At 59.7% G+C, this 23,450-nt stretch carries 21 protein-coding genes; 7 read left to right on the top strand and 14 right to left on the bottom strand.

Annotated elements, in window-relative coordinates:
* Positions 1–33: 33 nt before the first annotated feature.
* Both RCJ00_RS13185 and hisS read right to left on the bottom strand, forming a co-directional pair.
* Positions 34–2,151, bottom strand: a complete 2,118-nt coding sequence (locus RCJ00_RS13185) for a M13 family metallopeptidase (protein ID WP_316222454.1) — start codon at positions 2,149–2,151, stop codon at positions 34–36.
* Positions 2,152–2,633: 482 nt separating this feature from the next.
* Positions 2,634–4,133: a histidine--tRNA ligase gene (gene hisS / locus RCJ00_RS13180; protein WP_316222452.1), complete on the bottom strand. Its 1,500-nt coding sequence runs from the start codon at positions 4,131–4,133 to the stop codon at positions 2,634–2,636.
* Between the two features lie 291 nt (positions 4,134–4,424).
* Between hisS and RCJ00_RS13175 the strand changes: the two genes are divergently transcribed.
* The 3 genes from RCJ00_RS13175 to RCJ00_RS13165 all read left to right on the top strand — a co-directional run bounded on the left by RCJ00_RS13175 (position 4,425) and on the right by RCJ00_RS13165 (position 5,825).
* Complete coding sequence (locus RCJ00_RS13175; protein ID WP_316222450.1) at positions 4,425–4,598, top strand: hypothetical protein; 174 nt, start codon at positions 4,425–4,427, stop codon at positions 4,596–4,598.
* Positions 4,599–4,834: 236 nt separating this feature from the next.
* Positions 4,835–5,329, top strand: a complete 495-nt coding sequence (locus tag RCJ00_RS13170) for a hypothetical protein (protein WP_316222448.1) — start codon at positions 4,835–4,837, stop codon at positions 5,327–5,329.
* 19 nt (positions 5,330–5,348) lie between these two features.
* Positions 5,349–5,825 (top strand): hypothetical protein, encoded by a 477-nt coding sequence (locus tag RCJ00_RS13165; protein ID WP_316222446.1) that lies wholly within the window; start codon positions 5,349–5,351, stop codon positions 5,823–5,825.
* A gap of 13 nt (positions 5,826–5,838) precedes the next feature.
* On the opposite strand, the gene RCJ00_RS13160 is transcribed toward RCJ00_RS13165, so the two are convergent.
* From RCJ00_RS13160 to RCJ00_RS13140, 5 genes are all read right to left on the bottom strand, one after another.
* Positions 5,839–7,890, bottom strand: coding sequence for a protein-disulfide reductase DsbD family protein (locus tag RCJ00_RS13160; protein ID WP_316222444.1), 2,052 nt, complete (start codon positions 7,888–7,890; stop codon positions 5,839–5,841).
* A gap of 172 nt (positions 7,891–8,062) precedes the next feature.
* Positions 8,063–10,318 carry a phosphoenolpyruvate--protein phosphotransferase gene (gene ptsP, locus RCJ00_RS13155; RefSeq protein WP_316222799.1) on the bottom strand — a complete coding sequence of 752 codons (2,256 nt, stop codon included), beginning with the start codon at positions 10,316–10,318 and terminating at the stop codon, positions 8,063–8,065.
* Positions 10,319–10,593: 275 nt separating this feature from the next.
* On the bottom strand, positions 10,594–12,282 hold the full coding sequence (locus RCJ00_RS13150; RefSeq protein ID WP_316222443.1) for a methyl-accepting chemotaxis protein: 1,689 nt from the start codon (positions 12,280–12,282) through the stop codon (positions 10,594–10,596).
* Positions 12,283–12,509: 227 nt separating this feature from the next.
* On the bottom strand, positions 12,510–14,198 hold the full coding sequence (locus RCJ00_RS13145) for a methyl-accepting chemotaxis protein (protein WP_316222441.1): 1,689 nt from the start codon (positions 14,196–14,198) through the stop codon (positions 12,510–12,512).
* A gap of 192 nt (positions 14,199–14,390) precedes the next feature.
* Positions 14,391–15,671, bottom strand: a complete 1,281-nt coding sequence (locus tag RCJ00_RS13140; protein ID WP_316222439.1) for an aspartate kinase — start codon at positions 15,669–15,671, stop codon at positions 14,391–14,393.
* Between the two features lie 182 nt (positions 15,672–15,853).
* On the opposite strand from RCJ00_RS13140, the gene ubiG reads away from it, so the two are divergent.
* The 3 genes from ubiG (at position 15,854) to RCJ00_RS13125 (ending at position 18,938) form a co-directional block, all read left to right on the top strand.
* Positions 15,854–16,633, top strand: coding sequence for a bifunctional 2-polyprenyl-6-hydroxyphenol methylase/3-demethylubiquinol 3-O-methyltransferase UbiG (ubiG, locus tag RCJ00_RS13135; RefSeq protein ID WP_316222437.1), 780 nt, complete (start codon positions 15,854–15,856; stop codon positions 16,631–16,633).
* A gap of 60 nt (positions 16,634–16,693) precedes the next feature.
* Complete coding sequence (gene prmC, locus RCJ00_RS13130) at positions 16,694–17,563, top strand: peptide chain release factor N(5)-glutamine methyltransferase (protein WP_316222436.1); 870 nt, start codon at positions 16,694–16,696, stop codon at positions 17,561–17,563.
* A 286-nt stretch (positions 17,564–17,849) separates the two neighbouring features.
* Positions 17,850–18,938 carry a DUF4167 domain-containing protein gene (locus RCJ00_RS13125; RefSeq protein WP_316222435.1) on the top strand — a complete coding sequence of 363 codons (1,089 nt, stop codon included), beginning with the start codon at positions 17,850–17,852 and terminating at the stop codon, positions 18,936–18,938.
* Between the two features lie 95 nt (positions 18,939–19,033).
* Here RCJ00_RS13125 and RCJ00_RS13120 read toward each other — a convergent pair whose 3' ends face one another.
* The 4 genes from RCJ00_RS13120 to RCJ00_RS13105 form a co-directional block, all read right to left on the bottom strand.
* Positions 19,034–19,522 carry a DUF1178 family protein gene (locus tag RCJ00_RS13120; RefSeq protein WP_316222434.1) on the bottom strand — a complete coding sequence of 163 codons (489 nt, stop codon included), beginning with the start codon at positions 19,520–19,522 and terminating at the stop codon, positions 19,034–19,036.
* A complete protein-coding gene (locus RCJ00_RS13115) occupies positions 19,519–20,349 on the bottom strand; it encodes a carbon-nitrogen hydrolase family protein (RefSeq protein ID WP_316222432.1) in 831 nt (276 codons plus the stop codon). Before RCJ00_RS13115 ends, RCJ00_RS13120 begins: the two co-directional genes overlap by 4 nt.
* A gap of 1 nt (position 20,350) precedes the next feature.
* Complete coding sequence (gene grxC / locus RCJ00_RS13110; protein WP_316222431.1) at positions 20,351–20,605, bottom strand: glutaredoxin 3; 255 nt, start codon at positions 20,603–20,605, stop codon at positions 20,351–20,353.
* 93 nt (positions 20,606–20,698) lie between these two features.
* Positions 20,699–21,517, bottom strand: coding sequence for a ComF family protein (locus RCJ00_RS13105; RefSeq protein ID WP_316222429.1), 819 nt, complete (start codon positions 21,515–21,517; stop codon positions 20,699–20,701).
* A gap of 13 nt (positions 21,518–21,530) precedes the next feature.
* Here RCJ00_RS13105 and RCJ00_RS13100 point away from each other — a divergent pair, with 13 nt between their 5' ends.
* Positions 21,531–22,430 carry a methyltransferase domain-containing protein gene (locus tag RCJ00_RS13100; RefSeq protein ID WP_316222427.1) on the top strand — a complete coding sequence of 300 codons (900 nt, stop codon included), beginning with the start codon at positions 21,531–21,533 and terminating at the stop codon, positions 22,428–22,430.
* A gap of 22 nt (positions 22,431–22,452) precedes the next feature.
* Here RCJ00_RS13100 and RCJ00_RS13095 read toward each other — a convergent pair whose 3' ends face one another.
* The 3 genes from RCJ00_RS13095 to mutT all read right to left on the bottom strand — a co-directional run bounded on the left by RCJ00_RS13095 (position 22,453) and on the right by mutT (position 23,411).
* A complete protein-coding gene (locus RCJ00_RS13095) occupies positions 22,453–22,590 on the bottom strand; it encodes a hypothetical protein (protein WP_316222425.1) in 138 nt (45 codons plus the stop codon).
* A gap of 1 nt (position 22,591) precedes the next feature.
* Complete coding sequence (locus RCJ00_RS13090; protein ID WP_316222423.1) at positions 22,592–22,942, bottom strand: excalibur calcium-binding domain-containing protein; 351 nt, start codon at positions 22,940–22,942, stop codon at positions 22,592–22,594.
* A 70-nt stretch (positions 22,943–23,012) separates the two neighbouring features.
* Positions 23,013–23,411: an 8-oxo-dGTP diphosphatase MutT gene (gene mutT / locus RCJ00_RS13085; protein ID WP_316222421.1), complete on the bottom strand. Its 399-nt coding sequence runs from the start codon at positions 23,409–23,411 to the stop codon at positions 23,013–23,015.
* Between the last annotated feature and the right edge of the window lie 39 nt (positions 23,412–23,450).

Here is a 23,450-nt window from a genome sequence, read left to right as displayed (position 1 = left end):
GGCGGGCTTTTGTTTCTGAGACCAGGTCGCGGCCTACCAGATCTTCACACGATCGGCCGGCTTCACATAATAGGCGTCGCCCGGCTTGACGCCGAACGCGGTATACCAGGCATCGACGTTGCGAACACTGCCGATCGCGCGGAATTTGTCCGGCGAATGCGGATCGGACGACACTAGGAACTTGAGGAAGTCAGGCTGGTACTTGGATTGCCAGACCTGGGCAAAGCCCAGGAAGACCCGCTGATCGCCGGTAAAGCCATCGATGACCGGCGCAGGCTTGCCCTTAAGCGACAGATGATAGGCGTCCAGCCCCAGCAGAATGCCACCCATGTCGGCGATGTTTTCGCCCATGGTCAGACCACCCTGAATGTGAACGCCGGGAACGGGTTCATAACCATCGTACTGGGCACCGAGCGCCTTGGTCTGTGCATCGAACTTGGCGGCGTCTTCCGGCGTCCACCATTCGACCAGAGCCCCCGTCGAATCATAATGGCGGCCCTGATCGTCAAAGCCATGGGTGATTTCATGGCCGATAACGCCACCAATGGCGCCGTAGTTGACCGCCGGATCAGCATTCGGATCGAAGAAGGGCGGTTGCAGGATAGCGGCGGGGAAGACGATTTCGTTCTTGGTCGGCGAATAATAGGCATTGACCGTTTGCGGCGTCATTTCCCAGTCTTGCGGATCGATAGGCTTGTCGATATGCGAGACATTGTAAGCCCATTCAAACGCCGACGACCGCTCGACATTGCCGTACAGGTCGTCAGCCTTGATAGCCAGGGCCGAATAGTCGCGCCACTTGTTGGGGTAGCCGATCTTTACGCCGAAGGTGGACAGCTTTTCGAGCGCCTTGGCCTTGGTCGGCGCGCTCATCCAGGTCAGGTTCTCGATGCGGATTTTCATCGCCGCCAAAAGATCGCTGACCAGGGCTTCCATTTTTGCCTTGGATTCCGGCGGGAAGTAATCGCGGACATAGGCGCGACCCAAGGCCTCACCCATCTTGTCGTCGGTCGTGCCGATGGCGCGCTTCCACAGCGGGCGCTGCTCAGCGACGCCATAAAGCGCCTTGGACCGGAAATCGAAACGACGGCTGTAGAAGCGGTCTGACAGATAGGCCGATGCCTGGTCAGTCGCCTGGAAGGCTTCCCACGCCTTGATCGTTTCCAGCGGTGTATCGGCAAAAATCTTGGCGATCTTCGGCATGGCGGTATTTTGCGCCACGATAACCTTCTGGGCCTGGCTCACGCCAGCGGCTGCGAAGAAGCCGTCCCAGTTGAAGCCCGGCGCGAAGGCATTCAGGTCTTTTAGCGCCATCGGGTTATAGGTCTTGGTGTCGTCGCGACTCTCGATCTTGGTCCACGACACCTGAGCAATGTGCGTCTCAAAGGCAACAATATCCTTGGCCGCCTGGTCCGGGTTGGCGTAGCCGACCATGGTCAGCATGTCCTTGATATAGACCTCATAGGCGGCCTTCTTGTCGGCATAGGTCGCCGACAAATAGTAATCGCGGTCAGGGAGGCCGAGACCGGCTTGGCCCATCTGGAGGGCGCGATACCCGGGCTTCTTGGCATCGTCATAAACGAAGATATTGAAAATGGCGCTGCCGAAGGTAGCCGAGGTCGATCCCATGAAGGCCGCCATATCGTCCTTGCTGGAAATCGCCGCGATCTTGGCCAGTTCCGGCTGCAGGGGCTTCACATCAAGCTGGTTCTTCAGGTCGGCGTTCATGGCCGAGCGATACAGGTCGGCAATCTTGAGGTCTTCGCCGGTCAGGTCGGTTCGCGCCGCCAGGCCGGTAACCAGGGCCTTTAGACGCAGTTCCGACAGATCATACAGGGCGTTGAAAGAGCCATAGCCGGGTTGGTCACCGGGAATGACCATGTTTTTCAGTGCGGTCCCGTTGGCATATTGGAAAAAGTCATTGCCCGGCTTGACGGTCTTGTCCATGCCGGTGGTATCGAACCCCCATTTGCCGTACCGCTTGGCGACCGTGCTTTCGCCACCACCACCGGCAGCCGGCGTCTGGGCGAACAAAAAGTCGGCGGACGGTGGCCCCGCCATCTCCGCGGCTGCTGGTAACGCGGTCAAAAACGCCGCGGAAATAAGCGCCGCAGACAAGGCCAGGACTGAGGTGAGTGTCGTATTACGCATGCAGCGCTCCCAGGAACAGACGCCGCCGAAAGATGGCGCCGAAAACAGAGGCGCACATTGGTACAGTTTAACGGTTTCGTCTCATGAACATTTCGTAATGTGGTCACAATCGATACAAACAGATTGGCGATACAAACAGAGCTTGGCGATACAAACAAAACGCCACGCACCACCGCCCGCCTGACCATTTTTGACCACATCGTCAATTTTTATGGATTTAAGACAAAAAAAAGCCCGCACAGGGGGGATAAGACCCGGCGAGCTTTTTTATTTGTAATTAACGAGCGTTTCCTCCCCGAAACGCCGGAACTGACTTCTCTCTACGGGAGAAGTTCCGTTCTCTTGAGGCGGACAAAACCATTTTTTCGCCAAGGCTGTCAACTGCTTTTATAACATTATGTCAAAAATATTTCTTACCCAAGGGAACCCTTATTGATTTTTTATTAATATGCCACAAAAACAACGTTTTTACGACATCGGTGTCAATTGGATTCCACTATGGATTTCAAATGCTTGATCGCTTCGGCGCGGGGCAAGGTCACCTGCCCCGGACGACCTTCGCGCCAGGCCTTGTTGTCACTAATTTGCGTGGCCAAATCCCGGCCCAGGTCGAGATCTTTTATGGTAACGCTACCAGATTTCAACTCATCCTCACCAATCATGACGGCGGCCGGGCTGACTCGCCGATCGGCGTACTTCATTTGCGCCTTCATACCCGAACGACCGAGATAGACTTCGGCCGGCAGGCCTGCGGCCCGGATTTCAGCGGCGAGCTTGAAATACTCCCCCATATCCGCTTCCGAAAAGGCGATGATGACAATCGGGCCACGCGCCGCTGTCTTCGCCATGCCGGTGAGCGCCAAGGCAGCCGCCAGACGTGAAACGCCAAAGGAAAAACCGGTTGCCGGCACGGGCTGTCCGGTGAAGCGCGCCACAAGGTCATCGTAACGCCCACCGCCCCCGACGCTGCCCATTTGGACCAAATTGCCCTTTTCATCCCGGGTTTGCAGCAGCAGTTCCGCTTCAAACACCGGGCCGGTATAGTATTCCAGACCGCGGACAATGCCCGGATCGAAAATAGCGGCGTCTTCGGCCACGCCCATCGCCGTCACAGCGGTATTAATGCGCGCAAGGTCTTCGAGGCCAGCCTGGCCTTCAGCCGAATTGACCAGTACCGCCGCCAGTTTTTCCAGAACCTCAGCGCGTGTCGACGCACCGCCGGCGCTGACAAAATCGAGCACGGGCTGGATGGCCGCAGCGGGCAGTTGCGCCCCCTTGGTAAAGTCACCACTGTCGTCCTTACGCCCGGCGCCAAGCAGTAAGGCGACCCCTTCCAGCCCAAAGCGGTCCAACTTGTCGATAGCCCTCAGAACGCCGAGCTGCTGCACCGAATCGACGACGCCGAGACTGGCCAGAAGACCGTTCAAAAGCTTGCGGTTATTGATGCGCAGGCGCACCGGCACATCAAGCGCCTTATACCCAGCGACCGCCAGGGCGATCATTTCGGCATCCGCTTCGGGACGGTCGGAACCGACAATATCGGCGTCGCATTGCATGAATTCACGCAGACGACCGGGCCCCGGCTTTTCATTGCGCCAAACGGGACCGAAGGCATAGCGCCGGAACGGCTTGGGCAAGGTCTCCCAGTTTTGCGCCGCAAACCGCGCCAATGGCGCTGTCAGATCATAGCGCAGCGCCATCCATTGCTCATCATCGTCCTGCTGGGCGAAGACGCCGACGTTCGGACGGTCAGAATCGGGCAGAAACTTCCCCAGCGCGTCGGCATATTCGAACGCGGGTGTTTGCAACGCTTCAAAGCCGAAGTCTTCATAGACCTTCGACACGGTGGCGATCAGATGGCGCTCAATGGCGATCTGTCCGGCGCGCTTGTCTATAAAGCCGCGCGGGCTGCGCGCGTCAGGGCGGAAGCCCGCGCCTGATGCTTCGATATCGGATTTTTCGGTGTTTGGCTTTTCGGTCATGCGCGCGAATTAAAGCATCGAACGCACAGAGACAACCGAAATGAGGCGAACCCGCCGAATTGCCAATAAAATTGCCGCCCCGCCGCCAGGCTCATTCCCGGCGTCGCGCGGTTGAGAGGCATTGACCATATCGTCTACTTATTTTCTGGCAAAACCCCAACCCGCTCGCCTTAAAGGAGAAATTACGCCGGAAACGGTATTTTGACACTTTTGTCAAAAAAATTGGGTTAAGGTCTTCTAAATATGGCGGAACCGTGTTATAAATATGACTTCCCTAAGGAGGGTATAACAATGGCTAAGTCGCATACCGCTGAGAACTTTTCGCGTTTTGTAATAGCCCTGGTCTTCGTGGCCGTCATGATCACAGGGATTGCTTGGTTCGTTTCCGCCATGGACGCCAATAAGTGCGCCGTAGGCATACCGTGTCACAAGGGTGAACAGCAGCCCACTACAGTCAGTTACTGACGTCGCTCAAGGCTACGGCATTAATAGAAGCGGGCCTAATCAGGCAAGCGCAGTACCAACCGCGCTATAGCTGATGTTTGGCCAGAGCGTGACCCTCACCGTCGGTCCAGTAGGTGCCGGGCCGGCGGTGAGGGGCGCTACTCATCGCATGTTCGTGCCTGATCCGCGCGCATTAACGCTTTCTTGGCCAGGCTTTTGCATAGTCACGCTCCGTATGTATTGGAATGGAGCGCGTCATGCTGCGACCCGTGATCTTCGCCTTGATGGTCGGCCTGATGGTCGGTGTGACCTTGCCCGCAACCGGTCAGGCAGCTGTCCCCGCGACCAGCGCCATTTCGCATGAGCCCTATTTCGCGGATCTGGTCGATCGCGCCGGAAAACTGAAGGCGCAGACCGAAAGGTTCGGCACGAGCCCTGTCTTGTCCCTGCGGGAACAGCCTGTCTTCAAAACCTACACACAGCAAATTCGCGCACTATCCGACGGCGATCTGCAAGGGCATCTGACCCTTAAGAAGCGAGGCACCGACAACGATCTGAAATGCATAATGAAGGGGCTGTCCCTCGACCTGAACATCAAGATGGACGCCATCTTGGCAGCCAAGAGCGATGCCGATTTCGGGCGGGCGCTCGGCAATATGGCGGCCCTGCTCAGCGACAATATCGACGTCATCGTCACACCGGCCACCGCCGATTCAGGCCTCGACTGCGTGATCGAATTCGGCAATACCTAAGGGCCAAAGGAGATCAGTCATGATCCGCCCCGCCCTATATCCCGCCCTTCTGCTTTTGTGCCTGGCCGCCTGCTCACGGGCGCCGACACCGGCCTCCCCAGCCGACGTATCTGCCGGCCTGCCGCCCGATCAGGCGGCATTGATCGCCCTGCCTCACGAGATCAAGGCGAAGGTCAGCGACCCCGGTCAGCAGACCGACCAGTTCTGCGCCCAATTCAAAAAGTACGACACTTTTAGCGGCTGGCGCGGCACCGTAAAGGACTTGCGCATCTCGACGATTGACGGCACGGCCGATCTGGAAATTGATATTGGACGATCCATCCGGCTCGAAGCGATAATCCCGAAAACGGACCCGGTCTATGGCTCGCTTAGCGGCCTGACACTCGGCACACCGATAACCGTTACGGGGCGCTTCACCCACGCCAACAATGACGCCGACTGCCTCTACTATTTCGGCCCCTTCGGTGTCCGGCTGTCGGCGCTGGCCAGCCACTAGACTGACTTCTGCATCACTTTCTTCGGATAAGCTTCACCACGTCAGCGGTGTTCAGGATTTGCGGCAGGACGACGGGTTCGGCATTGTTGGGACCGTAATAAACGTAGAGCGGAACGCCCGACCGGCCGTAAAGTCCCAGATAGTGCGATATTTCCGCATCCTGATTGGTCCAGTCGCCGACCATGTAGACCGTGCCTGTATCCTTCAGCGCCTTTTCGAATTCCGTGCCGGTCAGGACCAAACGCTCATTGACCTTGCAGGTCACGCACCACGCCGCCGTCAGGTCGACAAAGACCGGCGTATGGCTGGCACGCAATGCGGTCAGGGTCTCCACACTGAACTCGCGGTGCGGCAGCAGGTCCGACGGCAGGGATTCCATCTTGGTGGTCCGCGGCAACGTGGCCGACACAGCAGTCAGCACGATACCCCCGATCAGCACGACCGCTTTAATCCCCTTGGGCACCCGGATCTTCATTACAGCCAGCGCGACAAGAACCAGCGCCAGACCGAGCAACAGCACGCCCAGGATTTGCACCTGCTGGGCAAACACCCAAATCAGCCAGGCAGCGGCGGCATACATCAGGAGCGACAAGGCTATCTTTAACCCGTCCATCCATTTTCCGGGCTTGGGCAAGACCTTGGCAATGCCCGGCATCAGGGTAATCAAAAAGGTAAGCAGGACGAACGGCAGGGCGAAGCCAAGACCTAAGGCGACAAATATCGCAAAGGATACCCACCCGCCCTGCGCCAAAGCGACCCCGATCGCTGTGGCCATGAACGGCGCGGTGCAAGGGGCGGCAACGACCACAGCCAAGACGCCGGTCATGAAGGCAGCGAGACGCGGACGGCGCGCGCTGATTTGGAGGTTCCCCGCCGACTGCAGGGACGATCCGACGTCGAATACACCGGACATGTTGAGCGCCACCAGCAACATGACCAGAGCCAAGGAGGCCGTGACGTAGGGACTTTGCAACTGAAAGCCCCAACCGATCGACTGACCCAAGGTGCGTGCCAATAGGAGAATCATCGCCAGTCCGACGAAGGTGACGATCGTACCGCCGCCGTAGAACAGCGATTCGGACTGAGCCAGCTTTTTGTCATGCCCCGACCGCGCCAAGCTGAGCAGCTTCATCGACAGAACGGGGAAGACACAGGGCATCAGGTTCAAAATCAGACCCCCGACAAAAGCGCCGAGCATGGCCAGCATGACGCCGGTCAGGGAGGTATCGGCCTTGGCCTGTGATGCGTCCCCGAGGCCGTGAACGTCCGGCGACAAGGGGGCGCGATTGAGCTTGATGTCGAAAGCCGTGCCATTGGCCAGTTTCAGGACGCCGGACAGATCGCCGTCCGGCAAGGCCGGATTCGCGGCCTTTACACGCAGGGTAAAGCCCTTGGCGCCCATATCGACGGCCTGCGGTGCCGGTGCGCTCAATATGCCCGCCTCGGCCGGAAAGAAGACTGCGCCTTGGGGGCTGATACCGGTGAGTGGAAAGCCGAGCTCTGTCATCCCATTGACGATGTCGACGGTAGCCGCGACGTCGGACGGTTTCGGCAGGCGCTTTTGCGCCCGGGCAATGGTGGCCGCGTCCGGTCCGGTCACGTTTGGGGGGCCGACCTTCAGGTTCAGGCTGACCTCCAGGCTTTCCGGAATACAGACGTCCGAACAGACCAGAAAACTGACCTTGGCCTTTATAGGCAGAATGTCTCCACGCGACAGATGCGAACCATTGTGCATGGGAACAAGCAGCACGGCTTCCTTGTCGTAGCCATAGCTCATGAGGCCAAAGGACGGCAGCAATTCCGGGGTGGGCCAGCGCACTGGACCGGCGGTGAAACCGTCAGGCAGATTCCACTCGAACCGCGTCGGCAATCCCGTATCGCCGGGATTGACCCAATAGGTGTGCCAGCCGGGCGCTGTGGTATAATCCAGCCCCACCATGACGTCGCCATTCCGCGCAACGGTTCCGGACTCGGCGACCAGTCGCGCGGTTATATGGGCCGATTTTCCGTCGGCGGCACGCGCCGGTGCCGCCACGATTGCCAGAATCGTCAGCAGAACGACCATTACGGCCGGGAGACAATACCTTCTGGAAAACGCGAATAATGGGTCCTCAGAACACATGTATGAACGCACATATCACCTATCAGCTTGTTCCATGGCTTATACGACGGACACAGCCGTTTCGTGACACAAATTTATTGGTCGGTCATTTAATTATCGTCCGAAGACGACAGCGTCACATATCGAGATTAAGCTTGCGCGCCAGCGACAGGATTTCGTTGCGCACAGATCCGCCGGAACTGGTCATCAGCTTGCTAATCGCCTTGCTGGCCGCTTCACGGTCGCACGACAGGATCATGCGCTTGACCTGCCCCAAACCGGCCGGCGGCATGGACAGGCGGTTGAAGCCCAGCGCGATCAGCACGAAAGCCTCGAGCGGACGACCGGCGATTTCACCACACACTGATACGGGTGTGCCTGATTCCTCCGCCGCCTTCTGAATCGAGGCCAGGGCGCGCAGAAGCGGCGGCGACAGGGCATCATAGCGATCCGACATCTTCGGGTTGGTGCGATCAGCAGCGAACAGATATTGCTGAAGATCATTTGTCCCGACGCTGGCAAAATCGACCAGCGGCAACAACGCGTCGAGATGGAACAACAGCGACGGACATTCGATCATCGCACCAACGCGCAGCAAGGCCGGCAAGGGGCGGCCCCGCCGCTTGGCCCAGGCACACTCGATGTCGACCATCTCGCGCGCCTGGCGGAATTCATCGATCGAGGCCACCATGGGGAACATGATGCGCAGCTCACGCCCGCGCGCCGCGGTGATCAGGGCCCGCAACTGCATGCGCAGCAGAGCCGGGCGATCCAGCCCCATGCGGATGGCACGCCAGCCCAGCGCCGGGTTTTCTTCGCGCTCCATTTCCATATAGGGCAGGATCTTGTCGCCACCGAGATCGAGTGTGCGGAAGGTGACGGGGCGATCGCCGGCGCCGTCCATGATACGCTCGTACAACTCTGTTTGGCGCTTCAGGCGCGGCAAATCGTCGGACACCATGAACTGAAATTCGGTGCGGAACAGACCGATGCCTTCGGCGCCGGTTTCGTTCATGATGTCGATATCGAATTCCAGACCGGCATTCATCAGGAGCGTGATGCGCTGGCCGTCGCGAGTCACTGCCTCGACGTCCTTGATCTTGCTGAATTCGGCGCGACGTTGGGTGCGCACTTCAATACGCGCCGTCGCGGCCTCAATGATATCCGGTCGTGGACGCAGATAGGCTTCGCCCGTTTCGCCGTCGACAATGACCAGATCCCCCTGTGACACACGGTCACGCAAGGATTGCAGGCGTCCGACGCAAGGAATTTGCAAGGCGCGGGCCACGATGGCCGCGTGGTTGGAGGCCGACCCTTCCTCAAGCAATATGCCCTTGAGCCGGGTCCGGTCGTATTCCAGCAGGTCGGCTGGCCCAAGATCGCGCGCCACCAGGATAGAATCCTCGGGGATTTCGCGCGCCGTGGTGATCTTGCCGGCCAGAACGCGCAAAAGGCGGTTTGCCAAATCTTCCAGATCGTGGAGGCGTTCGCGCATATAGGCATCGCGGGCATTGTTGAGCTTGGCGCGCTGTTCATTTCGCACGCGATCCACAGCCGCTTCCGCCGTCAGACCGTTTCGCACCGCCTCAACCAGGTTGCGCACCCAACTGGTGGAGTGGGCAAACATGCGATAGGTTTCCAGCACGTCGAAGGTCGGCCCGGCCAGGCCGTGCGTACCTTCGAACATCTGGTCGATCTGTTCGCGCAAGGTATCAATGGCGGCCAGCAGGCGCACTTCTTCGGCAACGGAATCGTCGCTCAGCAGATGATCCGAGGTCACCGGAACCTCGTGCAGGATGACGGTACCCAGGCTGATGCCATCGGCGAATATCGAGCCCTTCAGCCGCTCGGGCTTTTGGGGCGCGAGTTCGATATCCTTCAGTTCCTCGATACCGACCAGATCGCCCGCCGTGACGATTTCTGCCAGCACCATGGCAATGATCTGAAGGTCTTCGACCTCCTCTTCCTCGTATTTGCGCGCCGCCATGTTCTGGACAACCAGCACGCCAATGGTGCGACCACCGCGCAGCAGGGGCACGCCGAGAAAGGACTTATACGGATCTTCGCCGGTTTCCGGTCGATAAGAGAAGCTGGGATGCGATGGCGCATCCATCAGGTTGAGGGGCGTCCCCGCACGCGCGACCTCACCGACCAGACCTTCGGACAGACGCATCCGCGTCTTGTGCACAGCGTCAGCGTTCAGGCCTTCTGTGGCGAACAGTTCCAGTTCTTCAGAAGTGCGGCGCAGATAGATCGAGCAGACTTCTGCCACCATGGACGAGGCAATGATGCGCACAACCGTGTCGAGGCGTGACTGGGCGGACTGCCCCTCCTCCATCGTCTCGCGTATCTGACGTAACAGACCGCGTTGACCGCGAATGGCGCCACTCATCACTTTCGGAATCCCCTCGAATGGGCCCAATTTCACCACGTTAGTCCCCTTTGGCGCACGAGTCGGCGCGCCATACGCGACCGTTCAGCATTCTGCGGCCCTTTTGGCGCGCTGTCTAGCGGTTGCGCGCGCACCAAGGCAAGTCACGAACCGGTTACAATCACATTGATTTAACAGTTTGATACAATTGGGGGAAATCCCCTGCGGCACTGCGCCGTACAGAGGAAAGGAGCCGGCCCGTTAAGCCGGCTCCCAACACCCCTTAACCTTGCGGCTCAAGCCGCGCGCAACTGGCTGACAAAGGCTTTAACCTCGCCTTGCAAGGCTGCGGCCTGCTCGCTCAGATTACCTGAGAGAGACATCAGTTGCGTTGAAGCGGCACCCGTCATTTCGGCGGCGCGGCCGACGCCGAAGATATTCTCGGTCACCTGCTGCGTACCGTCGGATGCACGCGCCGTATTGCCGGCGATTTCCTGCGTGGCTGCCCCTTGCTGCTCCACGGAAGCGGCGATATTGGACGAGATGTTACGCATGTCGGTAATGGTCGAAACAATCTTTTCGATGGATCCAACCGTACGTTGGGTCGCCGTCTGAATCTCGGCCACCTTGTCGCCGATGTCCTTGGTAGCCCGCGCGGTCTGGGTCGCCAGCGTCTTGACTTCTGATGCGACGACAGCAAACCCCTTGCCCGCTTCACCGGCGCGGGCGGCTTCGATCGTGGCATTCAGCGCCAGAAGGTTGGTCTGCGAGGCAATCTCGCTAATCAGATTTACAACCGCGCCGATGCTTTGTGCCGCATCTGAAAGGGCACGAATTTCGCCCTCCGTACTGATGGCTTCCTGGGCGGCTTCGCTTGCCACCGTCGCCGCGCGGCTCACCTGGCTGCCGATTTCGAGAACAGATGCCGCCATCTCTTCCGTCGCGGCAGCGGCGGTCTGGACGTTAACCGCCGCTTCTTCGGCGGCACCCGTAACGACCTGAGCCTGACGCGAGGTCTCCTCAGCCGTCGCCGACAAGCTTTGAGCGGCGTTAGAGACCTCACCGGACGAGCGGACAAACGAGTCGGCTAAAGCCCCCATCTTGGACTGAAAATCGTCGGCTATGGCGTGGCGCTCCTCACGCAGACGGCGCGCATTGGCCTCCTCGGTTTGAGCGGCGGCGAGACGCAGGCGCTCGGTCTCCTCCAGTCCCTGACGGAAGATTTCGGTGGTCTTGGCCATGGCTCCCAGTTCGTCGCGACGCTCCTGTCCAGGCACTTCCAGCGTTAGCTTGCCGCCCGCCATGGCCGCCATGACGTCGGTCAAGCGTTTCATCGGCCGCACGATCCCGACACGGGTCAACCAGACGGAGATGCCCGTCACGGCAGCCATGCCGCCCAGGATCGACACCAAGGTGATCAGGACGGTGTCATTTGCCTCCTTGTTCAAGCGGCCGACAAGGGCTTCGTTGGAGACGATCGTACTGTCGACCACCGCCGAAATACTCTTGATGACGTTAAGAAGCTGGGGCCCGCACTGACTATTCATATGCTCTATGGCCGCCTCTCGCGCACCCCCCTTGCCGAGGCTGATCGTCTGGTTACAGGTGCTGGTCAAAATGCCGGTATAGGCTTGGTGCAGCGCGTCGAGTTCCGCGCGCTTTTCCGGCATCAGCGTCTTGGCCAGCTTCATTTCGCTTTCAAAAGACTGAGAGCCTTCGCTGACATCACTTTCCGCCTTGGCGATGGCATCTGGCGTCGCGGCAGTGACCAGCTTGAGAATGGAGCGTGAGGTCCAGACGGCATGGCGGCCAGCGCGCGACAAAGCCACGTTGGCGCGCGCCGGTCCGACCAGGGCGGCGTCGTAATCACGAGAGATCGTGCTAATTTGCCACGAGGCAAAACCCGTGGCCGAAATCGATACCAAAGCTAAAATAGAGAAAAGCGTCAGTATCTTACCTAACATAGGCAGGTTATTGAATGACATAATGGTACTCCGATACTGCCCCGGCCCACCCCGGACAATGCAAGGAGTATTTAAAAGAAATGATTAAAAACTCGTTGAAGTTGTCTTACGCGACTTGCTGCTGAATATTGAAAAAAATATAACCACCTTATTTTTATGAATTTTTTTAAGAACCCTTCGGCTTAGGCGATAAAAATATTGCTCAAATTATCTTTTTTAGGTTGTTTTCATTAACGCCACTCAGGCCGTCAAGCCGCACGCAGTTGCCGCACGAATGCCTGGACTTCCTTTTGCAGGTCACCTGCCTGAGCGGACAGGTTACCGGACAGGGCCATCAACTGCGTCGATGCCGCACCGGTCATTTCCGCCGCCCGGCCCACCCCGAAGATATTTTCGGTCACCTGGCGCGTGCCGTCCGACGCGCGCACCGTATTGCCGGCGATTTCCTGCGTCGCCATCCCCTGCTGTTCGACGGCCGATGCTATGGCCGTCGAAATGGAACGTACATCGCCTATTGTAGCGACGATGCGACCTATAGAGTCGACCGTGCGCCGCGTTGCCGCCTGTATCTGACCGACCTTGGCGCCGATATCGCCCGTGGCCCGGGAGGTCTGTGTCGCCAGTTGCTTGACCTCTGACGCCACCACGGCAAAGCCCTTGCCGGCCTCTCCGGCACGCGCGGCCTCGATGGTGGCGTTGAGCGCCAGGAGGTTGGTTTGCGAGGCAATGTCGCTGATCAGGCTGAGAACCTCGCCAATGCTTTGCGCGGCTTCGGCCAGATCGCGGATTTCACTTTCCGACCGCGTTGCCTCGTCGGCCGCTTCCGCCGTCACGTGGGCCGCAGATGTCACCTGGCCGTTGATGTCGCGGATTGAGGCCGTCATTTCCTCCGTGGCGGCCGCAACGGTCTGAACATTGGTCGAGGCCGCTTCGGCAGCGCCTGAAACGACCTGGGCCTGACGGGATGTTTCCTCGGCCGTAGCCGCCAGGCTTTGCGCCGCTTCTGAGACTTCGTACGACGACCGGACGAAGGCATCCGCAAGGGCGCCCATCTTCGACTGAAAGTCGTCCGCTATGCGTTCACGCTCTTCACGCAGGCGGACGGCGTTGAAGCGTTCGGTATCGACGGCTTGCGCACGCAGGGTTTCGGTTTCCTGAAGGCCCTGGCGAAAGATATCGGCAGCACGCGCCATGGCGCCAACCTCATCCTGACGGTCCTGACCCGGCACATTGACCGCCAAATTGCCCGTAGACATGGCGGTCATGGTCCCGGTCAGGCCCTTAAGCGGACGTACCACGAAGCGGACCACACCCCACAAGGCCAGGATCATAACAATGACAAGAGCCGCGCCAACACCTGTCCACGATGTCGCGATGGTGTGGCGCGTGTCCTCTCCGGCCGCCGCCGATGCAGCGACATTGGACTCTAGCGTCTCATCAACCACCTGCGTCATGGATTTTGTCACAGCGCCGATGGCAGGATCGCAATGATCCTCCAGTTGCGCAAGCGCATCGGCATGATCGTTGCCATCGGTTAGCCTGAGCGTCGGCACGCAGGCCTGATCCATGGCGGACGCGAAACTCGACTGGATGCCTGCGATGCGCTGCGCCTCCTTGGGTAGAGCCTTTATTGCCTCGCCGGTTTGCTGATCGAAGGCACCCCGCGCCGCCTTTAGGTCGGTTTCGGCATCGGCGCGCTGTTGCGGCGTCAGGGCGGACACGGCCTTGTACAGGTCTGTTTCGGAGCGCCTTATCTGCTGACTGGCCCGCTCTATGTCGACGGAGGCCACGCCCGGTCCCGCAATAACACGACCGTAATCCGCGCCAATGGCGGCCATTTTCGTCGTGGTGAACGCAACGGCGGCGATCACGACACCGGTAAGAAGAAGGAGCAGGACGGAAGCCTTGCCCAACATGGGCATATTCTTGAACGACACCGGATACCCCTCATACACAACAAGGACCGCAAGCACACAAGCCGCGAAAAGAGCGCCTGCGTTCGCTCGAATTTCGGTCTCGTCACTGTCGGCCTGATTGAGGGAATCTAGCGCCAATACAATTAACGCGGCCTTAAGTTGAAGGGCGCGTTAATAAAGTTGCATTCGCGTGCTAATAGGTCCGTCGGGGGCTTAGGCCGGCGATTGCGCGCCGATCTTGTCCAAGCCGTACGCCGCATGAAGGGCGCGAACCGCGAGTTCGGTGTAGGCTTCATCAATCAGGACCGAAATCTTGATTTCCGAGGTCGAGATGACCTGAATATTGATGCCCTTTTCCGAGAGAGCACGGAACATGGTTTCGGCCACGCCGGTGTGCGACCGCATGCCGACGCCGACGATGGAGATCTTGGATACGCCCTCATCGACCTTGATGTCGTCGAAGCCGATTTCGCCCTTGGCCTCGTTCATGATCTGGGCAGCCAGTTGCGCGTCACGGCGACCGACGGTGAAGAGCTGGTTGGCGTAATCGCCAGAACGCTTTTCCGACTGAACAATCATGTCGACATTGATGTTGGCGGCGGACAGGCGGCCGAATACGGCAGCGGACACGCCGATCTTATTGGGCAGGCCCAGGAGGGTGATCTTGGCCTCATCACGGCTGTAGGCCACGCCGGAAACGATATGCTTTTCCACGATTTCTTCCTCGTCGCACACTAGGGTGCCTTGGTCAGTATTTTCGCCGGGTTCGACGAAGGATGAGAGCACGCGCACCGGCATGCGGTAGGCCATAGCCAGTTCGACCGAACGGGTCTGGAGCACCTTGGCGCCCAGAGACGCCATTTCGAGCATTTCTTCGAACGAAATCTTGTCGAGGCGCTTGGCCTTGGATTCGATGCGCGGATCGGTGGTGTATACGCCATCGACGTCGGTATAGATATCGCAGCGTATGGCCTGCGCGGCAATGGCCACAGCGACAGCCGAGGTGTCCGAACCGCCGCGCCCCAGCGTGGTCACCCGGCTGTCGTCGGTCACGCCCTGGAAACCAGGGACGACAACGATCTGGCCGCTGTCCATGGCGTTGATCAGGTTGTCGGCGGGTATGTCGGCGATGCGCGCCTTGCCGTGAATATCGGTCGTGCGGATCGGCATCTGCCAGCCCAGCATGGACCGCGCCGGATAGCCCAGATTGCGCAGGGTCATGGCCAACAGGCCAGCAGTCACCTGTTCACCAGACGCGACCACGACATCGTATTCATCGTCACTGTTGTTATGAATTTCGGCAGCGCGCCCGGTCGGCTGACCGGCGCCATCTGTCCAGGCGACCAACTCGTTCGTCTTGCCCGCCATGGCCGACACGACCACCGCCACCTTGTGCCCAGCATCGACTTCCGCCGCCACCAGCCGCGCCGCCCTGCGGATGCGTTCGAGGTCGGCCATCGAGGTGCCGCCGAACTTCATCACTAAACGCGTCATTTCGCCACTTTCTTTCTGTCGGACAGGGTTCTATCCTGTCCCGGAACAATTGCGCGGCCTAATTAGCGGGTAAGCCCCTGTGCCGCAAGGCTGATTCCGGCAACAAAAGGTAAGAAATAGGCGTACAAAATGATTGAAATGCTAAACAATTTGGCGCCTGCCCGGATTGGGAGGCGCTTGACATGACCGGACGTTCGGACGCCGGCGCCGCCACCGGCTTTTCCATAGATGAGGCCGAAGTCTCGCGCTTTTCCGCGCTGGCTGCCAAGTGGTGGGACGTGAAAGGGGAATTTGCCCCTTTGCACAAATTCAATCCGACACGCGTCCGCTTCATTCGCGAAACCTGCCTGCCGCACTTCGGCCTCGATTATCGCCAGCGCGCCCCGTTCGCAGGGCTTCGGCTGCTGGACGTCGGCTGCGGCGGCGGTCTGCTTAGCGAACCGATGTCCCGGATGGGGTTCACCACGACCGGTCTCGATGCGTCTGAAAAGAATATCGGCACGGCCAAGGTCCATGCCGAACAGGGTGGCCTGGACATCCGCTATCTCAACCAGACGGTCGAACAACTCGCCGAGGCCGGAGAGGTGTTGTATGACGTCGTACTGACGATGGAAGTCATCGAACATGTCAGCGATCCGGAAGCTTTCCTGAAAACCTGCGCTTCCCTGGTCAAGCCAGGCGGCCTCCTCTTCATCGCGACGCTAAACCGCACGCTAAAGGCGCGCGCTCTGGCCGTAATCGGCGCGGAATACATACTGCAATGGGTACCCCGCGGGACACACGACTGGAACAAGTTTTTGACGCCAGGTGAGATCGCGGGCTTTCTAGATGGCACGCCGTTGCGGCCCGACGCACCCATCGGGGTCAGTTATAAACCGCTAACCGGACAATGGGTCTTGTCGGACGATGTAGACGTCAACTATATGATCGTCGCGAAATTTCCTGTCGAAAACGCTTTCTAGTCTGGCCAGCCCTGGCTACCGCCGCCAGCCCGAAGGCCACAGCCGAACCCCGAGACCGATATGACCCTGACCCTAGTTAAGGCCTGGACCGGCGCGCAACAGCGCCTCAAGGCTGCCTTTATCGATTCCCCGGCAATCGACGCCCGCCTGCTGCTCGAAGCCGCGACAGGCGCCACGCGCGCCGATATCCTGACCGACCCGTATCGAGAGCTCACTGACAACGAGATCAATACGCTGGAAGAATTCCTGGCCCGCCGCGAAAAGCGTGTGCCGGTGGCGCGTATCCTGGGGCGCAAGGGCTTTTGGAAACTACTGCTTAACCTGTCGGAGCACGTCCTGATCCCGCGCCCGGAAACCGAGGTCATCGTCGATATGATCCTGAAACGGTCGCAACCGGGCGACGCCTTTCAATTGGCCGACCTCGGCACCGGGTCTGGCGCCATTCTGTTGTCCGTTCTGTCGGAACGCCCGGCGGCGCGCGGGATCGGCACCGATATTTCCGAGGACGCCCTGGCCGTGGCGCGCGACAATTCCGCCAATCTCGGCCTCAGCCATCAGACGGCCTTCCTGCGCACGTCGTGGGGCAGCGGTCTCCACGATGGCACCTTCGATATCGTCGCCTCCAACCCCCCCTATATACGCACCGATGTCATTGAAACCCTGGACCCGGAAGTCAAGCATCACGACCCGATTCTGGCGCTCGACGGCGGAAAAAGCGGTCTGGAGGCCTATATCGAGCTGGCACCTGAGATTTTCCGCCTGCTGAAACCCGGTGGAATGGCTTATCTGGAAATCGGCTTTGATCAGTCGCAAGATGTTGAAAAACTTATGAAAGATGCCGGTTTCGATGATGTGACCACCTATCTGGACCTGTCCAACCTCCCGCGGGTTGTAACGGGCCAGAAACCGAATAAGTTGCCGGAAGCATAAATTCCGCTTGGCAGAAAGCAACGGAGAGGTTAGACATAACCGTCTTCCTCACATCGCGAACATGTTGCCCACACAATGGGCGGACTCGTCGCGGCAGAGGACTGTGAGAGCGCGAGGTTTTCTCGGGTCAAAAACGACCCCCGCGCCATCCTCTAAGCAGGACAATAGCAAGGTTGACGGCCGCCCCAACACGAGTAAGCCAAGCGGTCTCCTTGATTTTTTATACACATATTCGCCGCCCGTACCTAACGTATCGGGGCGGAGTGTAAGAGAGACGTAAGTTAAGATGAAAGACTTCAGGGGCATGAAACGGCAACGCAGCCGTAACCGCAAACCCTCGGGCAATCAGAACAATCCCAACCGCGCCTACGAATCGAACGGCCCGGAAGGCACCAAGGTTCGCGGTAACGCCCAGACCATTTACGAAAAGTACCAGCAGCTTGCCCGCGACGCCAACTCCGCGGGCGACCGCGTGCTGGCTGAAAACCATCTGCAGCATGCCGAGCACTATTTCCGCATGATCCGTCAGATGCAGCCGACGCGTCCGGTTTCGGAATTCGTCCAGCGCGATCCATTTTCCAACGGCTTCGACGATTTCGACGACGAAATGGAAGCCGAAGCCGCCGAGGCCGAAGAGGCTGCGTCCGCCAACGAAGACTCGCAATCCGGTTACGACGATCAGCCGCGCTACGACAACCGTGACCGTGACAACGGCAACCGCATGGGCGGCAATCGTGACCGTGACCGTTCGAATGGCAATCGTGACCGTGATCGATCGAATAACGACCGCAATCGCGACGACCGTCAGCCGCGTTTCGAACCCCGTAACGCGAACGGCGAAAATCGCAACAGCGAGGCCCGCCCGGATAATCGTCCAGACAATCGTAACGTTGATAATCGGAATGCCGATCGTGACGCCCAGGCTGATGAAAACGGCAACCGGTTGAACGGTGAACGCCGCGAGACCCGCCGGGAACGCTATGAACGTCGCCGCCAGCAACGCTTCGCCGAACAGGAAGCCAATCTGAACGGCCAGCCTGCACCGGCGACGAGTGACGGCGAAACGCCCTATATCGCGCCGGCCTTCATCGCCTCCACTCAGCCACTTGGTGTACCTCGCCCGGTTCAAGATGCGCCGCCGCAGTCGGAACTCGGCTTCGAAGCTCCGGCCGCCGAAGCCCCGGTTGTAAAGACTCGCGCCCCGCGCAAGGAACGCGTCCGGGACATCCCGGCGGCGGATCAGTCACACCTGCCCGCCTTCCTGTCCCGGCCGACGCCCGTTTCCGTCGAGGCCGACGCTCCGGCGGCTGTGGAAGACGTCAAGCCAAAGCGGACGCGCAAGCGCAAGGAAGATGCCGCCGCCGAAGAGGCGTAAGGCCACTCCCTGAAACACAAAAGCCTCCGATGGATCATCGGAGGCTTTTTCTATATGCGGTATTTTTTGGCTGCCTGTTATGGCTTGGCCGAAAATCAATTCAGTTTCTTGTCGACACTCACCGGCGCTCCCGGCAGCGGAAGCGGCGCCTTGGGTTCCATCTCTGCGGCGGGTTTGAATACCGGCAAGGCCGCTACCGGCACGCCGTCTTCAACCAGCCCCTTTACCTCTTCCGGCGTCGCTTCGCCGTATATAGGGCGGTCTGGCGCCAAGCCTTCATGGATATCGCGGGCTTCATTGGCAAAGGTGTCGCCAACATAGTCATGCGTTTTCTCGACGTGCTGGCGCAGGCGGAACATGGCCTCGGCGACGGCTCGCTGCGCTTCGGCCAACGTTTCCGCGCCCTGGGTCGAGGCGCTTTTGGTGCGAACAGCCGGCGCCATAATCGCCTTGCTGACCGCCGTGGATCCGCACATGGGACACTCCACCAACCCCTTGGCGACCTGTTCATCAAAGCCATCGGATGAAGAAAACCACGCCTCGAACTCATGGGCGACGATGCAACGCAACGCGTACCGGATCATACGGAAAACTCTCTGTCATGCTGAAGCGACGGCAAGGCTTGCCGGGCGCGCGTGACCTCACTGAAATCTATGCTGGCCTCAAGCACGGCCGGACGGTCGTGATCGAGGCGGGCGATCACTTCGCCCCAAGGATTGATGACCATGGAGTGGCCATAGGTAACGCGGCCATCCTCGTGCGAGCCGCCCTGGGCCACGGCCAGGACGAAACAGCCGGTTTCAATGGCACGGGTGCGCAACAAGACTTCCCAATGGGCCTGACCGGTCGGCACAGTAAAGGCAGCCGGCACGGCGATCATGTGCGCGCCGCCCTTGGCCAGGGCGCGGTACAGATAGGCAAAACGCACATCGTAGCAGATGCTGAGGCCCAGCCCGCCCCATGGCGTTTCCGCCACCACCGCCTGCACGCCGGGTTTGACAGACGCGCTTTCCCGGTAGGTTTTGCCATCGGGCGTATCGGCATCGAACAGGTGGATCTTGTCATAGCGGGCGACAATATCGCCATGGGCGTCCACCAGCAGCGACCGGTTGACGGCGCGATCATCTACGCCCGACCCGACGATGGCGGAGCCGATGAGCACCTCGACCTTAAGCTGGCGCGCCAGGTCGCGTACGCCCTGAACGAAGATGTCCTCGCCCTCGGAGGTCACCACCAACGCCTTGTGATCCTTGCGCGCCTCCATGAGGTTGGCGCATTCCGGCAGGAGGATAAGTTGCGCACCGCTGGCCGCCGCCTGCATCAGCAGAGGACGCACCTGTTCGAACGCCGCTGAGGGTGTGCCCGGCGAACGCATCTGGATCAAGGCGATGTTCAGCACGCCCTCGGACATGTCAGGCGGCCAGAAGCGGATCGAGGCCGCCGCGCGAATCGAGCGCCATCAGGTCGTCGCATCCACCGATATGACGATCATCAATAAATATCTGCGGATAGGTATATCGGCCTGATCGCTCGTTCATTTCCGTGCGTAATACCGGATCGTGCGACGCGATGATTTCGTTGTATTCTACCCCCTTGGTTTCCAGCAATGCCTTGGCGCGCTCGCAATAGGGACAATAGGGTTTGGTATAGATATCGATTTTGGCCATGATTTTGCTCAGTACTATGAAACCTTCCTATAGAATATAGGGAAGCACGTAAGAATTTAAAGCGATTTGCCGGCTGCGTCTCCCCGATCCGTCTCAATGACGGACGGCTCTGGCCAGCACGCAGACGTCGACGCGTATCGCGCCGGCCGCCAGGACCGCCTCCGTGCAGGCGCGCAAGGTCGCCCCCGTGGTGAAAACATCGTCGATCAACACGACCGACTTGCCGGCGATATGTTTGTGGCCACGCGCCGATACCCGGAAGGCGCCGCGGACGCTATCCCATCGTGCCTGCGCGCCTTTCCCAACCTGGTTGGTATGGCGCGTGCGTTTCAGAACGTCGCCGAGATAGGTTCGGTTCAGGCGGCGCGCCACCGGACGGGCCAGTTCCGCCGCCTGGTTATAGCGCCGCTGAATGAGGCGGAACGGGTGCAAAGGCACTGGCATGACGATATCGGCCTCGCGGATCAGGTCCGCACCGGCGCGCTCCAGCCAGCGGGTCAGCATGGGCGCCATATCCAGCCGGTCGGCATGTTTGAAACCGAGAATCACCCCTTTCGATGCCTCGTCATAGAGGCAGGCGGCACGGGTCTGGCGAAACGGAAAGGGTTTTTCCGTACACTCGCTGCACAGGGCGCCCGAACCGAGGAACAGCCCGCCTTCGAAGGGACGGGCGCACATGGCGCAGCCATCGCGGTCGAGGAAGCGAATGCCCGACCAGGCGGCGGCGGACAGGCCCGCGCCCATCAGCGCCTCGGGCGACGTCATTTCATCGGGTGCATCCAGCCGGTGCGGCGGGAACACCATGTCCAGCAGGTGCGCTGCCGATGCCCTGACATGCGACAGCGAAATGCGATCGATGATAAAGGCCTTAACCTCCGACCGGATTTGGCCTAAACGGGAGGTCAGTCGCATATCGAGTCCCGCAATGTCCGCTCCCCCCGCCCTGTTTGATCGTCAGCTCCTCGCCCGTCGTCTTGATCGCGCGGCCGATGGTTTCGCGCAAGCCCAATTTTTGCGCGACCGGTCGGTCGAAGACCTGATCGACACCCTTTCCGCCATCAACCGGCAATTCGACCTGGCGCTCGACATGGGGGCGCGCGACGGCAGTTTCGGACGCGCCCTGACGGGCACACCGGTTGAGGGCAAGATCGGCTTGCTGATCGAAGGGGAGTTGTCACCGCGCCTATCTGCCCGGCAAGGCGGTACGGCCCGCCTTGTTATGGATGAAGAGGCCCTGCCTTTCGGCGACGACACCCTCAATCTGGTCGTCAATGCCCTGGGCCTGCATAGCGTCAACGATCTGCCCGGCGTTCTGGTTCAGGTGCGCCGGGCGCTTAAACCCGATGGCCTGTTCATCGGCTCGCTGTTCGGCGGTGAGACCCTGAAGGAACTGCGCGGCTGCCTGATGGATGCCGAGATCGAGGTGCGCGGCGGCTACGGTCCACGCATTGCTCCGTACGCGGAAAGCCCTGATCTCATAGAGTTATTAAAGCGTACGGGATTTAACATGCCCGTTGTCGATTCCGACCGCGTCGTGGTGACCTACGAACATCCTCTGCGTTTGATGGCCGACCTGCGCGCCATGGGCGAAAGCAATATCCTGCATCAACGGCCACGCAAGGGATTGAACCGCGCCATTCTTGAAAAAGCGTCCACCCTCTATTTTGAGCGTTTCGCCGACGCGGAGGGCCGTATTCCGGCAACCTTTGAGCTGATCACTTTATCGGGCTGGAAAGCGCACGACAGCCAGCAAAAGCCGTTGCGTCCTGGCTCTGCCCGGATGCGCCTGGCCGACGCCCTGGGCGTCCAGGAAGGCAAGATCTAGCCGTTGGGTTGTAGGGCAAAACTCATGGTTTGGCCGACGGCGGCGATTGTGCCGTATCAATTAGGGCCAGACCGGTATAGGCGATGACGCCCACCGCCATGACGCTTACCAGCGTCATCACCTGCAACCATGATGTCTTCTGTTTGCGGCTGGTTTTCATACTAATCTCCCGCGTCGCCTGCACCGCAGGCGATCCCATCCTGATTTGTGTCGTGCTGGCGCCAGTACCCCGGCTGGCCACGGTGGGCGCCCGCCAGCCCCACCTGACGCGTAACCTCGCAGCCGGCAAAGCTGGCCAGGTGCCGAACCGTGTCACCGAAACGCCAGGGACCGAAGACGCTGATGGCCAGGTAAATCGCAAGCGCCGTCAGAATGGTCATGGTGATGACTTTCAGGCGATCCGATATCTCGCTGTGCTGGTGAAGGCGCTCCGACGCCAGACCGATCCGATGGCGCAGAAATTCCGCGTCATGATCCGAAGATCTTCGTCCGTATTGCGGCCCATGCGTCATTGCGCGCGCCCTCCCGATAACGAGGTTACGCCAACACCCCTAAGAGTGGGTTTTCAAAAACGCTTAACAGTCAAATAAAGTCACAGAGCCATGCGACCAGGGGATCATCGGCGGGCGGCATGGGATAGGCGCGCATATCGTTAGGGCGTACCCACTTGATCGCCTTGTGCTCCTTCGCCTCCGGCTCACCCTCCCAGCGGCGGATCAGGTAAAGGGGCATAAGGAGGTGGAAATCGTCATAGGTATGCGAGGCGAAGACAAACGGCGCCAGGCAGGCCTTTTTCACGACAATGCCCAGCTCTTCTTCCAATTCGCGGATCAGGGCGTTTTCCGGTGTTTCCCCCGGTTCGACCTTGCCGCCGGGGAATTCCCACAAACCCGCTAGTTGCTTGCCTTCCGGCCGCTGGGCGATCAGCACCCGACCATCGGAATCGACAAGCGCGGCGGCAACGACAAGAACGGTTTTCATAAGGATATCCGCGAAGAAAATGGGCGGCCGCCGATTGGC

It is taken from the genome of Asticcacaulis aquihabitans (genome assembly GCF_032490435.1).
Taxonomy (GTDB): Bacteria; Pseudomonadota; Alphaproteobacteria; order Caulobacterales; family Caulobacteraceae; genus Asticcacaulis.
The sequence above is the reverse complement of the archived record's forward strand: the minus strand, read 5'-3'. Positions and strand labels throughout refer to the sequence as shown.